12 protein-coding genes are annotated in these 12,988 nt (G+C 69.1%); 2 read left to right on the forward strand and 10 right to left on the reverse strand.

Annotated features, from left to right (window positions below; translation table 11 throughout):
• The 5 genes from AD72_RS33155 to AD72_RS33175 all read right to left on the reverse strand — a co-directional run.
• On the reverse strand, positions 1 to 572 hold a 572-nt coding region (locus AD72_RS33155), incomplete at its 3' end, for a GAF domain-containing protein (RefSeq protein ID WP_031470601.1).
• A 52-nt stretch (positions 573 to 624) separates the two neighbouring features.
• A complete protein-coding gene (cydC, locus tag AD72_RS33160) occupies positions 625 to 3,837 on the reverse strand; it encodes a thiol reductant ABC exporter subunit CydC (protein WP_031470602.1) in 3,213 nt (1,070 codons plus the stop codon).
• Complete coding sequence (cydB, locus tag AD72_RS33165; protein ID WP_031470603.1) at positions 3,834 to 4,844, reverse strand: cytochrome d ubiquinol oxidase subunit II; 1,011 nt, start codon at positions 4,842 to 4,844, stop codon at positions 3,834 to 3,836. Before cydB ends, cydC begins: the two co-directional genes overlap by 4 nt.
• Before the next feature lie 9 nt (positions 4,845 to 4,853).
• Positions 4,854 to 6,365, reverse strand: coding sequence for a cytochrome ubiquinol oxidase subunit I (locus AD72_RS33170; RefSeq protein WP_031470604.1), 1,512 nt, complete (start codon positions 6,363 to 6,365; stop codon positions 4,854 to 4,856).
• Positions 6,366 to 6,551: 186 nt separating this feature from the next.
• Entirely contained in the window at positions 6,552 to 7,421 is an 870-nt protein-coding gene (locus tag AD72_RS33175; protein WP_082469302.1) for a hypothetical protein, read from the reverse strand.
• A gap of 127 nt (positions 7,422 to 7,548) precedes the next feature.
• Between AD72_RS33175 and AD72_RS33180 the strand changes: the two genes are divergently transcribed.
• Positions 7,549 to 8,337: a DUF2470 domain-containing protein gene (locus AD72_RS33180; protein ID WP_031470606.1), complete on the forward strand. Its 789-nt coding sequence runs from the start codon at positions 7,549 to 7,551 to the stop codon at positions 8,335 to 8,337.
• A gap of 76 nt (positions 8,338 to 8,413) precedes the next feature.
• On the opposite strand, the gene AD72_RS33185 is transcribed toward AD72_RS33180, so the two are convergent.
• Positions 8,414 to 8,992, reverse strand: a complete 579-nt coding sequence (locus AD72_RS33185) for a TIGR03086 family metal-binding protein (RefSeq protein ID WP_051899291.1) — start codon at positions 8,990 to 8,992, stop codon at positions 8,414 to 8,416.
• A 72-nt stretch (positions 8,993 to 9,064) separates the two neighbouring features.
• On the opposite strand from AD72_RS33185, the gene AD72_RS33190 reads away from it, so the two are divergent.
• Complete coding sequence (locus AD72_RS33190) at positions 9,065 to 9,649, forward strand: Uma2 family endonuclease (protein ID WP_031470608.1); 585 nt, start codon at positions 9,065 to 9,067, stop codon at positions 9,647 to 9,649.
• Here AD72_RS33190 and truA read toward each other — a convergent pair.
• The 4 genes from truA to rpsD all read right to left on the reverse strand — a co-directional run.
• Positions 9,638 to 10,441 (reverse strand): tRNA pseudouridine(38-40) synthase TruA, encoded by an 804-nt coding sequence (gene truA, locus AD72_RS33195; RefSeq protein ID WP_197285157.1) that lies wholly within the window; start codon positions 10,439 to 10,441, stop codon positions 9,638 to 9,640. The two genes, AD72_RS33190 and truA, sit on opposite strands and share 12 nt — an antisense overlap.
• A 158-nt stretch (positions 10,442 to 10,599) precedes the next feature.
• A complete protein-coding gene (gene rplQ / locus AD72_RS33200; protein ID WP_031470610.1) occupies positions 10,600 to 11,172 on the reverse strand; it encodes a 50S ribosomal protein L17 in 573 nt (190 codons plus the stop codon).
• 27 nt (positions 11,173 to 11,199) lie between these two features.
• A complete protein-coding gene (locus AD72_RS33205; RefSeq protein WP_031470611.1) occupies positions 11,200 to 12,372 on the reverse strand; it encodes a DNA-directed RNA polymerase subunit alpha in 1,173 nt (390 codons plus the stop codon).
• A 118-nt stretch (positions 12,373 to 12,490) separates the two neighbouring features.
• A partial coding sequence (gene rpsD / locus AD72_RS33210; protein ID WP_031470612.1) for a 30S ribosomal protein S4 occupies positions 12,491 to 12,988 on the reverse strand: 498 nt, incomplete at its 5' end.

The raw sequence follows: 12,988 nt of genomic DNA on the forward strand, positions 1-12,988 counted from the left end.
TCGTGCAGTTCCCGCGCGAGTCGATCGCGTTCCTGGTACACGGCAAGACGTTCCCGGGCCATCGCGCCCTCGGCGAGCACCAGCACCGTGCCCGCCTGCGCGGCGAACGCGGTGAGCACATCGACCATGGCGGGCTCGAACGGGTTCGCCCCGGCACGCCGGTAGACGGTGAGCGCGCCGAGCCTGCGTACCGCATTGCCGAACGGGGCGGCCGCGAACGGGCCGTAGCGGCGCAGTTCCGCGGGAACGAAGGGGGCGGTGCGCGGATCGGTGGTGAAGTTCTCGACCACGATCGGCACCCCGCCGCGGGCCGCGCGCGCCGCGGAGGAACGGGGGGAGAGCACGATCCCGATCGGGTCGGTCGCGCCGGGAGCCAGCTCGCCCGCTGCGGCCTCCACGGTCAGCGTCCCATCCTCGGCGCTGGTCATCAGCAGTCCGAGGTCGGCGCGCACCAGGTCGATCGCGTGTTCCACGATCACCGGAAGCATCTCGCCGGGATCCTCGGCCGACAGCGCGGCGTTCGCGATCTCGGTCGAGGCGGCCAGCGTACGAGCGGCCAGGCGAGGCTCCATACCGAAAGTATCCCGTCTGGTTGGTTTGCATGGTGGGTCCGGTAGCGGAACCTCAGCCGCGGTGCAGGCTGCGTGAGTGGTCAGCGGCCTCGCCGCTGAAAACACTGTGCACGGTGCCGTTTCGTACTTCCAGCACCAGATCGGCGGAGTGCACCTCGTCCGGATGGTGCGTCACGTGGATGACGGTGCGCCCGAGCAGCGCGATGTCCAGCTCGGCGAGCAGTTTCCGCGCGGTCGGCCGGTCCAGGTGCGCGGTCGGCTCGTCCAGCAGCACCGCATCGGCGCGTGGTGCGGCGAGCAGGGCGCGCGCGAGGCTGATCCGGCTCGCTTCGCCGCCGGAGACGGTGTCCGGGCCGATCCGCTCCTCGAGTTTCCCGGCGAACCCGGGAAGCTGGGCGGTTCCCAGTGCGGCGCGCAGCTCCCCGGGCCCGGCGTGCGGGTCGCCGAGGCGCAGGTTCTCCGCGAGGGTGGTCGAGACCAGCTGTGGATCCTGCGGGGCGACGGCGACCGTTTCCGGAAGGATCGCGGTTCCGTTGCGCGGGGCGATGAATCCGAGCAGTGCGGCGAGCAGCGTGGACTTGCCCGCCCCGGACGGCCCGAGGATCGCGACGGTGCTGCCCTGCGGGATGCGCAGATTCACCCCGCGCAGGACCGGTTCCGCGCCCGGCCAGCCGAGGTCGGCGTCGACCAGTTCGATGTCCTCGCCGTACCGGATGCCGCTGCGATCGGGTTCCGGGGTCTCCAGGGTTTCCGCGATCCGGGCCGCGCTGGCGCGCAGTGGCCGGGCGCGGGTGAGCGCACCGGCGAGCGGTTCGATGATTTCGTTGCACGCCAAGGGAAGCAGCGCGAGCACCGCGACGAGTACCGGATCGGTCCCCGCACCGAGCAGGACGCTGACCGTGGCCGCGGCGCCGAGCGCGATGGTCGCGACCGCGGAGGCGATGCCCGCACCGAATGCCTGCTGCCGTGCCCGCCGAAGCAACCGTTCATCGGTTTCGTGGATGTCCTTGCGCCACAACCGATCCGATCCGGTAGCCAGCAGCGGGGCGGCGTGCCCGAACAGTTCGCCGACCCGGACCGCGAGGGTGCGCTTGTCCGCGGCCAGTGCTTCGGTGGCGCGCCGTTCGAACACCGAACCGAGCACCGGCCCGAGCACGCAGGCCGCGAGCAGGGCGATGGCAAGGGCGAGACCGGCCGCGGGCAGGATCGCCGCCTGGGTGGCCACCGCCGCGGCGCCCACGACCGCGGCGACGATCGGCGGCTGCAGTACCCGGGGGATCCCGTCCCGCACGGTTTCGATATCGGTGACCATGCGCTGGGCGTGCTCGCGGCCGCGCACCGCCGCGGGACCGATCCTGGCCAGTGCGGACCACAATCGGGTGCGCAGCAGGGTCGCGGTGCGGAAGGCGGCATGGTGCGTGGCGAGCCGCTCGGTGTAACGCAGGACCCCTTTGCCGAGGCCGAAAGTGCGCACCCCGACGATGGCCACGGTCAGCGTCAGGATCGGCGGCTGCCCCGCGGCGCGGGCGATCAGCCAGGCCGAGGTCGCGGTGAGCGCGACCCCGCACGCGGCGGCGAGCACCCCGAGCGCGATCCCCGGAATCGAGCGGATTCCGAGCAGCCGCAAGGCATTCGGCGCGTTGACCGGGGTTCGCTCGAGCATGGCCGGCTGGCGCACGGTCCCGGCGGGGGCGGGCTCGGGCGGTGCCACGGTGCGGTGCGCGGCGAGCAGCACGGCGGCGCGGGAATGTTCGATCGCGGACAGGGCAGCGTTCGCGGTGACCGCGTCCAGGTGCGCCACGGGTTCATCGGCGAGCAGCACGGTGGCCCCGGCTTCCACCCGCAGCAGCGCGGCCGCGATCGCCACCCGGGCGCGCTGACCGGCCGAGAGGGTGTCCACATCGGCATCGAGCAGTTGGTGGGCGTGCACGAGTTCGCAGACCGCGAGCACCCGTTCGGCGTTCGGCTGCCCCTCCTGATCGGCTGTGGCACGGCGGAGTTCATCGGCCACGGTGGGCCCGAGGAATTCCGGACGCTGCGGGATCCAGGCGATATTTCGGCGCCACGCGCCGGGTTCGCGGAGTTCGGTGCCGTCCACGGTCACCGTGCCGCCGGCAGCGTGCGCGAACCCGAGCAGCACGGCCATGGTGCTGGATTTACCGCTCCCACTCGGGGTTTCCAGCTTCGTGACGGTGCCGGGAACCAGGGTGAGGTCGATGCCATCGGGAGCGTAGCCGGCGCGCCGCTGGACGCGCAGACCACGCACCCGAAGTTGATGCCGCAGCGGTCCGGGGAGCACCCCGTCCGGAGCCGCCGCGACACCAACGTCTTGTAGCTCGGCGATCTTGTCGACCGCCGAGAGTCCGTCCGCGCTCGCATGGAACGCGAGCCCGACCTTGCGCAGGGCCAGGTAGCACTCGGGGGCGAGGATCAGCACGAACAGGCCGGTGCCGAGATCAACTTCCCCGCCGACCAACCGTAGCCCTATTCCCACCGCGACGAGTGCGACCGAGATGGAGCTCACGACTTCCAGGGCGAGCGAGGAACAGAACGCGACCCGCAGTGTGCGCATCGTGGACCGGTGCTGGCGTTCGGAAACCCGTTGCACGGCGCGGGTTTGCGCCTTCGCCCTGCCGAAGGCGGTGAGTACCCCGAGCGCGCGGATGAGCTCGCCGAGGTGCGCGGCGAGCCGTTCGCTGTCCTCGCCTGCCGTGCGTACCCGCTTCTCGGTGTACCAGCCGATGAGGATCGCGAACACCGGAAGCAGCGGGATCGTGAGGGCGATGATGAGCGCGGATGCCGGATCGAATGCCAGGATCGCGATCCCGATCCCCGGGGCGAGCACCACGGAAGCGACCAGGGCGGGCAGAAACGTGGTGAAGTATTCGTCAATGGCCTCGAGCGCGGTCGTGCACCGGTAGCTCAGCTCCGCGCTGCCGTGCCCGGCGATGAATTCCGGGCCACCGCGCAGCACCGCGGACACCGCACCGGCGCGCAGTTCCCGCTTCGCCCGCGCGGCCGCCCGGGTGGCGATCACCTGACCCGCCCAGCCGAGCAGGCCCCTGCCGAGCACGCTCAGCGCGACTATCCACAGTGGACCGTAATCCGGCCTGCCCGCGACGAGCGAGCCGAGCGTGCTGGACAGTCCCCAGGCGAACCCGATCACCGCGAGCGCCTGCGCGGCGAGCACCAGGCCGTAGCCGAGTAACGCGGTCCTGGTCGCGGGGGAGAGCGCGGGCAGCGCGCCGAGCGGGCCCTTTCTCATGCCGCGGCCTTCGGTGCGTGCGCGGCGGGAATGTGCCGCACGCCGATCCTTTTGCGGAACACCCAGTAGGACCAGGCCTGGTAGATCAGCACCGCCGGGGTGGCGAACGCGGCGATCCAGGTCATCACCTCGAGGGTGTACGGACTCGAGGCCGCCTTGGCCACGCTCAGCGGGGGCACACCTTCCACAGTGGACACGAGCACGTTCGGGAAGAGAGAACCGAACAGCGTCACCCCCGCGGCCGCGATGACCACGCCGAGCGCGGCGAAGGCCTGACCGTCCCGTCCGGCACCGGCGCGCCACCACGCGGTCAGCGCGCCGAGCACCGCGAGTACGAACCCGATCCCGGCCACGATCGTGCCGAGCTGCAGTGCGAGCAGGGCCAGCAGCGGGAGCAGCAGCACGATTCCATAGCGCCGCAACAGTCGCCGGGCCCGATCGCGCAGTTCCCCCTCGGTCTTCAGCGCGGTGTAGGCGAGCCCGTGCGCGAGCGAGAAACCGAGCACCCCGAGCGCGCCGAGCAGACTGTGCAGTGAGAACACATCCAGCGCGGAACCGACCCGGTTGCCCTGTGCGTCGAGCGGGATCCCGCCGACATTGGTGCCGAGCATCGCGCCGATACCGAGCGGCGGAATGACCGAGCCGACCGTGATCACCGCGTCCCACGCCGCCCGCCAGCGCGGATTCTCCACCTTGCCCCGGTAGTCGAAGGCAACCCCGCGCCCGATCAGGGCGAGCAGCACCAGGATCAGCGGCACGTAGAACGCCGCGAACAGATCCGCGTACCAGGCGGGGAAGGCGGCGAACATCGCGCCTGCCGAGACGATCAGCCAGACCTCGTTCCCGTCCCAGACCGGGCCGATCGTGTTGACCAGCACCCGCCGCTCGGTGTCCCCGCGGGCGAGCCCGCGCACCAGCATGCCGACGCCGAAGTCGAACCCCTCGAGGAACAGGTACCCGGTCCAGGTCAGGGCGATGAGGCAGAACCAGAAGATGTGTAGTCCCATGGATGCTCCTCAGTACGCGAAGGCGAGTTCGTCGGAATCGGAGTCCTCGTCCTCCTTGGGCGGCAGCACTCCGGGGATTCCGGCGCGCACATACCGCGTGATCAGGAAGACCTCGACGACGCCGAGCACCAGGTACACCGAGGCGAGCGCGATCAGCGAGAACAACATCTCGCCCGCGGTCACCCCAGGAGAGACCGCCTGCGCGGTGTACATGAACATCCCGTCCACCCCGGTCGGATTCGGTGCCACCACGAAGGGCTGGCGGCCCATCTCGGTGAAGATCCAGCCGAAGGAGTTCGCCAGGAACGGCGTCGCGATCGCGAGCAGGGCGACCGGGGGGAGCCACTTCCCGATGAATCCGCGCGGATAGCGGCCCTTTCTGGTCAGCCAGAGCGCGGCGAGCGAGACGAGTACCCCGAGCCCGCCGAGGCCGATCATCAGCCGGAAACCCCAGTAGGTGACCGGAAGATTGGGCACGTAATCGATCGGTTTGCCCGCGTACTGACCGAGTGCCGGGTCGTTCGGGTAATGGGTGCCGTATTTCGCCTCGTACTGCCCGACCAGATCACCGACCCCCTTGACCTCGGTGCTGAAATCGTTGTGCGCCAGGAAGGACAGCAGCGCGGGCACGGTGAAGCTCTTGACGCTCTCACAGTCCGAGCGGGCGACGTCGCCGATCGCGATGATCGAGAACGAGGCGGGCGCTTCGGTCGTGCACAGCGCTTCGGCGGCGGCCATCTTCATCGGTTGCTGCTGGAACATCAGCTTGCCCTGCGAGTCGCCGGTGAGCAGCAGCGCGGCGAAGGCGACGAGCGAGAGGATCCCGCCGAGTTTGATCGAGGCCCGCCAGGTCGGCCGGTCCTGTTCGCGCGCGGGATCATCGGCCCGTTCGCTGCGCTTTTTCCTGGCCAGCTGCCAGATGGCGATGCCGACCAGGAACGATCCGGCCACCGCGAAGGCGCCCGCGATCGCGTGCAGGAAGGCCCACACCGCGGTGTTGTTGCCCAGCACCGCCCAGATCGAGGTCAGCTGCGGCTTTCCGTTGACGAATTTCGCGCCGACCGGGTGCTGCATCCAGGAGTTCGCCGCGATGATGAAGTACGCGGATCCGATAGTGGCAAGGGAGAACGCCCAGGCGCAGGCGAGGTGGATTTTCGGGGCGAGCTTGTCCCAGCCGAATATCCAGAGACCCAGGAATGTCGATTCGATGAAGAATGCGACGATTCCTTCCATTGCGAGCGGGGCGCCGAAAATATCGCCGACGAATTTCGAATAGGAACTCCAGTTGAGTCCGAACTGGAATTCCTGCACGATTCCGGTGACCACGCCCATCGCGAAGTTGATCATGAGCAGCTTGCCCCAGAACTTGGTCATGGCAAGGCACTTCTCCTTGCCGGTTCGGAGCCAGGCCGTCTGCATGCCTGCGACGAGGATCGAGAGTCCGATTGTCAGCGGGACCATGAGGAAGTGGTAGACCGTCGTGGTCCCGAATTGCCAGCGAGCGATCTCCAATTTGTCCACACCAAAAGGATGCGCCGGTGTGGATCTCGGCAAAAGGTTCCAGGGTCCCGAATATTCCGGGACCAAGGTCCCGGTGACCCGGCTATCTGTGATGCACGACCCAGTGATTCAACGGCCAGGGATTCGGCTCACTGGGATAGAGAACACGAGAATAGCTTATGTTCCGCCGATCGTGTCAAATAGTCGTTACAAAAGCCCGAGTTTGGCGAGGTCGTGGGTCGGGTTGGTGAGCGTGTGCGTGCTGTACGAGGCGAAGACCCCGCGCACCGCCTGTGCCGCCGTGGGGGACAGGCTGGCGAGCTCCTCGGCCAGCGCCGTGCCCTCCTGTTCCTCGAGCGCGGAGCGGACATCGTGGCCGGAGAGCGAGCGCGCGGTGGCCACCAGCAGGTTGAGCACGCCGTGGTAGGTGAACCCGGTCTCCTCCTCGACCGTGCGCACCGCGTTGTGCAGGCCCGCGGTGGCCCGGAAGGGGCTCGGGCTGTGGCTCACGATCGCCAGGAAGTCCGCCACCTCCGCGGTGGAGGGGAAGTTCTGCTCGCGCTGACCGCCGCAGCGCAGCTTGGGCTGGCAGTTGTGCGCGGCGACCAGTTCGACCCCGGTTAGCCACGGCCCGCCGCGGCGGACCTCGACGACCTTCTCCACTTCCTCGGGCACGAACTCGGCGACCCGTTCGAGCCACATCTCGTCGACATCGGAGGGAGCGGGCATTTCCACCATGACGAGATTGAGCAGCTCGGTGCGCGACTCGATGATGGAGATCGCCTTGGGCAGCCCGCCGAGCCCAGTGTCGATGACCAGGGAGAGGTCGAGCGGCTGCTTGGGCTTCGCCCGGTTCAGCTCGGTGATCAGCTCGGGCAGCTTGGACGCCGGGCACAGGAAAGCCCCGTACAGGCGGGCGTGCGCGGAGTCGCGGACCTCGAGATAACCCCGGATCGCATCGGCCACCGTCGCCTTGGTGGGCGGAAACAGTGTCGCGTCGTCGACAAGCGTGGCCAACAGCGGCGGGACGTGGTTCGGCTGTTGCTGGGCGTTCGGCTCTGGTGCGGCACTGGACACGGATGCCAACAGTAATGGCCACCGATCCGGGACCGACGAGATGGGCTGTTCACCCATTGAAACCGCGCTTGGTATTCACAGTCACGGCGAACTGAGTTAGGGTTACCTAAGTTAGGAGGTGAGCGGGATGATCTCGCTGCCGGACCCGGCTGAGCGCGCCAGGACCATCGCCGCGCGTTCCCCAGAAGCCGTACTCGTGCCGTGCGCACACGCCGCGCACGCCGAGACGGACCCGAGCCGCTCGGCCGTGCGCATCGCGACACACCTGCACCATGTGCACGCCGACGCGACGATGACCGTGCTGCTCCCGGAAGCCCATCCGCTCGTGGCCGCGGTCTGGCAGTCGCCACGGGGCGCGGTGACCGTGATGGCCGAGCTCACCGATCCAGCCCCGGTGCGGCTGCGTGAGCCGGTGCGCGGGCTGCTCTGGATCACCGGGATGCTCACCGCCCTGGAAGGGGAACAGGGACGCGAGCGTGCGCTGCTCGTCGCCGAGGAGGTCGCCGACCCTCGGCTGCTCGATGTGGGGCACGGGATGAGCGTGCTGCGGGTCGACCCGGCCTCGCTGGTGCTCGCGGACGCCGACGGCACGAGCTCGCTGCAGCCGCTCGAGTTCCACGAGGCCGTTCCGGACCCGTTCCACGACTACGAGACCGAGTGGCTGCGCCACCTGGAGGTCTCGCACCGGGACGTGGTCGGCCAGCTCGCCAGGCACGTGCCCGCCGAGCTGCGTGGCGGCCAGGTGCGCCCGCTCGGCCTGGACCGCTTCGGTCTGCGCCTGCGGGTCGAGGCAGCCGACGCCGACCACGACATCCGGTTGCCGTTCTCCCGTTCGGTCTCCACCCCGGAGGAACTGGCCGTGGAACTGCGCAAGCTGGTCGGCTGCCCGTTCCTCGCGCAGGCGACGAGTACGTGAGCATCGAGGCCCGCCAGGGCTGAGGAGCGGAGCGTGCGAGGAGACCAGCTCATTACCGCGCAGACGGGGTAGCGGCTCAGCGGCTCCAGGCGGGGTTCCTGCCGAACAGGCCGAGCGCCCGCTCGAACGGCGGCGCGTCCTGCGGCACCGGGACCTCCTCGCCGAACGCGCCGCCCTTGCGGCCCTGAGGGGCCAGCTGCTCGGCGACCGAGAGCAGCAGGGTGCCCAGATCCTCCGGAACCGCGCAATCGGCGCCGCTCACCCGGGTCAGATCCCAGCTGTGCACGGTGAGATCGGTGAACAGCATGGTGCCGAGCATGCTGGCCGGGAGCTCTGCCGCACCGAATTTGCCCATGCCCTCCCATGCCTGTGGCGCCGACCAGGCCGCGACGAGCGTGTCCACGGTTCCGGCCAGCTGCCCGCGCCAGTCCTCGCCGACCAGATCGGTCTCCCGCTCTCCGGGCCGGTCCGTCGGCGGATCGGTCTTGGTGGCGCCCGCCTCGAGCACCGGGGCCCAGTAGAGGACGTGGTTGAACAGGGCGCGCACGTCGTACTCGCTGCACGGAGTCTGGGCGCCGAGCTGGTCGTCGTCGATGCCGCGCACTGCCTGTTTGAACAGGTCACCCGCGGTGGGAATGGCTGAGCTGAGTTCCATGCCCTGCACGATAGCCCGGTGTACCGACGATTCCGTGTGGGAGAATCGGTGGTGACGTAGGAGGTGCTAGCCGTGACTGCTGAGCCACAGCCCCCCGAGGCTTTCTGGCCGGAGCACCCGCTGACTGCTGCGGAGTATGCGGCGCTCGGGGAGGAGGAGCACGGTCGCCGGGAGCTGCAAGAGGGGGCCATCGTGATGTCGCCGTCGGCATCATCGATGCATAATTTCGTTGGTTTCGAGCTCGGCTCGCAGCTGAGGCCGCAACTGTCGCGAGACCGGGCCATCGTCCTGGATGTGGATGTCGATCTGGAGCTCGCTGCGAAGGATCGGCCAGGGACGGTGCGGCGCCCGGACCTGGTGGTGGTCGAGAGGTCCGCGGTAGCCAGTGGCGAGATGCTGCGCGCCGAGCAGGTGCTCATCGCCGTAGAGATCGTTTCACCGAGTTCGGTGCGGCTCGACCATCAGATGAAGCGATCGGAATATGCCGACGCGGGCATTCCGCACTACTGGATCGTCGAGCTGGACGAGCGGGTGACACTCACCGAGCACCGGCTCCGCGGCGAACTCGGTTACCGGAACGGGCAGTCCGTCACGGGCACCTTCCGTACCGAGGAGCCTTTCCCGGTCACGCTGGAGCTCGACACGTTACGTGACTGAGTCGCGCACCGCCATGGTGCGGGCGTTGCGGGAGGCGAGCTCCGCATCGGGCGGGTAGTCCACCCCGGTCAGGCAGAGCCCGTGCGCGGGGGCCACGGTGATGGCCTGGGAGCGGCCCCGCTCGGCGAGCAGTTCGGCGGGCCAGCCGGGATCGCGGCGCCCGTCGCCGACCGCGAGCAGTGCGCCGATCAGCCCGCGCACCATGGACCAGCAGAAGGCATCCGCGCAGAGCTGGGCCACGAGGATGTGCTCGTCCAGCCGGGTCCAGGTGAACCGCTGCAGTTCGCGAACGGTGGTCGCGCCCTCGCGCGGGCGGCAGTAGGCGGCGAAGTCGTGCAGCCCGGTCAGGTTCGCGCTCGCCGCGCGCATGGCTTCGAGATCGAGCGGGCGGCGGTGGTGCACGGTGTCCCGTACCCGTGCGGGCGGAACCCCCCAGGCGGCGGTGCTGATCCGGTACTCGTAGTGCCTGCGCAGCGCGGAGAACCGGGCGTTGAAGGCCTCGGGAACCGCGCGCAGCGCGGTGACCCGTACATCGGGCGGCAGCAGCCGGGCGAGCCTGCGCAGCAGCTTCTCCGGGTCGTTCGCCAGCGGCCAGTCCGCGGGCAGGTCCACGTGCGCGACCTGGCCGGTGGCGTGCACCCGTGCGTCGGTGCGGCCCGCCACGGTCAGCCGGGCCGGTGCGCGCAGCAGGGTGGCGATGGCCGTCTCCAGCTCGCCGCACACGGTGCGCTGTCCGGGCTGGCGGGCCCAGCCGTGGAAGTCGGTGCCGTCGTAGGCGATATCCAGCCGCAGCCGGATGCTCGCGCGGTCGTCGGAACGCAGGGCCGATGGCGTTCCTCGGGCGGCGCTCCGCTCCTCCCTCGTGCCTCGGTCGATGCTCACGCGGTCGTCGGAACGCAGAAACCCGCCTGCCGAGTGGCGGGCGGGTTCCTGCGAGTGGATCGGGTCGCTCAGGACTCGTCCTTCTTGTCGTTCTCCTCCGCCTCGGCGGGGGCTTCGGCCTCGGTGGTCTCCTCGGCCTTGGCCTCCTCGGCGGGAGCCTCTTCGGCAGCGGCGTTCTGAGCGGCGTCCTCAGTGGCCGGGGCCTCTTCGGTCGCCGCCGCGGCAGGCGCCTCGTCCTTGGCGAACTTGGTGCCACGGGCCTTCTCGGCCTCGCGGGTCACGGTCTGCTCCTGGACGAGCTCGATGACCGCCATGGGGGCGTTGTCGCCCTTGCGCGGCATCGTCTTGATGATGCGGGTGTACCCGCCGTCCCGGCCCTCGAAGTGCGGGCCGATCTCGGCGAACAGCTTGTGCAGCACGTCCTTGTTGCGGATGACCTTGAGCACCTCGCGGCGGTTGTGCAGGTCGCCGCGCTTGGCCTTGGTGATCAGCCGCTCGGCGTACGGACGCAGCCGCTTGGCCTTCGCCTGGGTGGTGGTGATCCTGCCGTGCTCGAACAGCGACTGAGCCAGGTTGGCGAGGATCAGCCGCTGGTGTGCGGGGGAACCGCCGAGACGGGGACCCTTGGTTGGGGTGGGCATTGCCTTACTCCTCGTTGAAGATGCTCGCTAGAGCTGTTCGGTCTCGGCGTAGTCCTCGCCGTCGTCGTCCGAGCCGTCGAGCCCGCCGACGCTGGACAGCCCGCCGGCGCCGAAGGTCGCGTTCGGGTTGCTGAACGGGTCGCCGGGGCTCGCCTGGCCGAACTCGCCGCTGAGCCCGGAGTCGAGGCCGGAGTCGAAGTTGCCCTCGCCCCAGGCCTCGTCGGAGCCGTAGTCGGCGGCCGCGGCGGAGGGGTCGAAGCCGGGAGGCGAGTCCTTGAGCGCCAGCCCGAGGCTGACCAGCTTCAGCTTCACTTCGTCGATGGACTTCGCGCCGAAGTTGCGAATGTCGAGCAGGTCGGCCTCACTGCGCGAGACCAGTTCGCCGACGGTGTGGATGCCTTCGCGCTTGAGGCAGTTGTAGGACCGCACGGTCAGGTCGAGGTCCTCGATCGGCATACCGAACGCCGCGATGGTGTCGGCCTCCGCCGGGGACGGCCCGATCTCGATGCCCTCCGCGTCGATGTTGAGCTCGCGGGCGAGCCCGAACAGTTCGACCAGCGTCTTGCCCGCCGAGGCGACCGCGTCGCGCGGGGTGATCGAGGGCTTGGTCTCGATGTCGAGGATCAGCTTGTCGAAGTCGGTGCGCTGCTCGACACGGGTGGCCTCGACCTTGTAGGTCACCTTGAGCACCGGGGAGTAGATCGAGTCGACCGGAATGCGACCGATCTCCGCGCCCGCCTGCTTGTTCTGCGCGGCCGGGACGTACCCGCGGCCACGCTCGACGACGAGTTCGATCTCCAGCTTGCCCTTGCCGTTGAGCGAGGCGATGTGCAGATCGGGGTTGTGCACCGTGACACCGGCGGGCGGCACGATGTCCCCCGCGGTCACGTCACCGGGGCCCTGCTTGCGCAGGTACATGGTGACCGGCTCGTCCTCCTCGCTGGAGACGACGAGCTCCTTGAGGTTCAGGATGATGTCGGTGACGTCTTCCTTGACCCCGGGAACGGTGGTGAACTCGTGCAGCACTCCGTCGATGCGGATGCTCGTCACGGCGGCACCGGGAATCGAGGAGAGCAGGGTGCGGCGAAGCGAATTGCCGAGGGTGTAGCCGAAGCCCGGCTCGAGCGGCTCGAGAGTGAACCGCGACCTCGTTTCGCTAATCGCCTCGTCGGACAGTGTCGGACGCTGCGAAATCAGCATTGTTTTCTTCCTTTACCTGCATCGGCGACCGCTATTTGACGCCGAATCGGAAAGCGCGCCGGTGCCTGGCGGACCAGGCACCGGCGAGGTGTCCGCGTTCCTTCCCGCGGGCACCTGACTACTTCGAGTAGAACTCGACGATCAGCTGTTCCTGGACCGGGGTGTCGATCTGCGCGCGCTCCGGAAGCTGGTGCACCAGCACCCGCAGCGTGGACGGAACGACCTGCAGCCAGGCCGGGACCGGACGGTCGCCGAAGGCTTCCTTGGCCGCGACGAACGGCAGCATCTGCAGCGACTTCGGCCGCACGTCGATGATGTCGAACTTCTCGACCTGGTAGCTCGGGATGGTCACCTTCTTGCCGTTGACAAGGAAGTGGCCGTGCGCCACGAGCTGACGGGCCTGGCGACGGGTGCGGGCGAGCCCCGCCCGGTACACGACGTTGTCCAGCCGCGACTCGAGGATCTGCAGCAGCACCTCACCGGTCTTGCCCTTGGTGCGGGCCGCCATCTCGTAGTAACGGCGGAACTGGCGCTCGAGGACGCCGTAGGTGTAACGCGCCTTCTGCTTCTCCTGCAGCTGCGGGCGGTACTCGCTGTCCTTGAGCCGGCCGCGGCC

The organism is Sciscionella sediminilitoris (genome assembly GCF_000737195.2).
Taxonomy (GTDB): domain Bacteria; phylum Actinomycetota; class Actinomycetes; order Mycobacteriales; family Pseudonocardiaceae; genus Sciscionella; species Sciscionella sediminilitoris.

Excerpts from the sequence above, each read along its gene's own strand:
- cydC (WP_031470602.1), bottom strand. The coding sequence starts at position 3,837 with ATGAGAAAGGGCCCGCTCGGCGCGCTGCCCGCGCTCTCCCCCGCGACC.
- cydB (WP_031470603.1), bottom strand. The coding sequence starts at position 4,844 with ATGGGACTACACATCTTCTGGTTCTGCCTCATCGCCCTGACCTGGACC.
- AD72_RS33180 (WP_031470606.1), top strand. The coding sequence starts at position 7,549 with ATGATCTCGCTGCCGGACCCGGCTGAGCGCGCCAGGACCATCGCCGCG.
- AD72_RS33185 (WP_051899291.1), bottom strand. The coding sequence starts at position 8,992 with ATGGAACTCAGCTCAGCCATTCCCACCGCGGGTGACCTGTTCAAACAG.
- rplQ (WP_031470610.1), bottom strand. The coding sequence starts at position 11,172 with ATGCCCACCCCAACCAAGGGTCCCCGTCTCGGCGGTTCCCCCGCACAC.
- AD72_RS33205 (WP_031470611.1), bottom strand. The coding sequence starts at position 12,372 with ATGCTGATTTCGCAGCGTCCGACACTGTCCGACGAGGCGATTAGCGAA.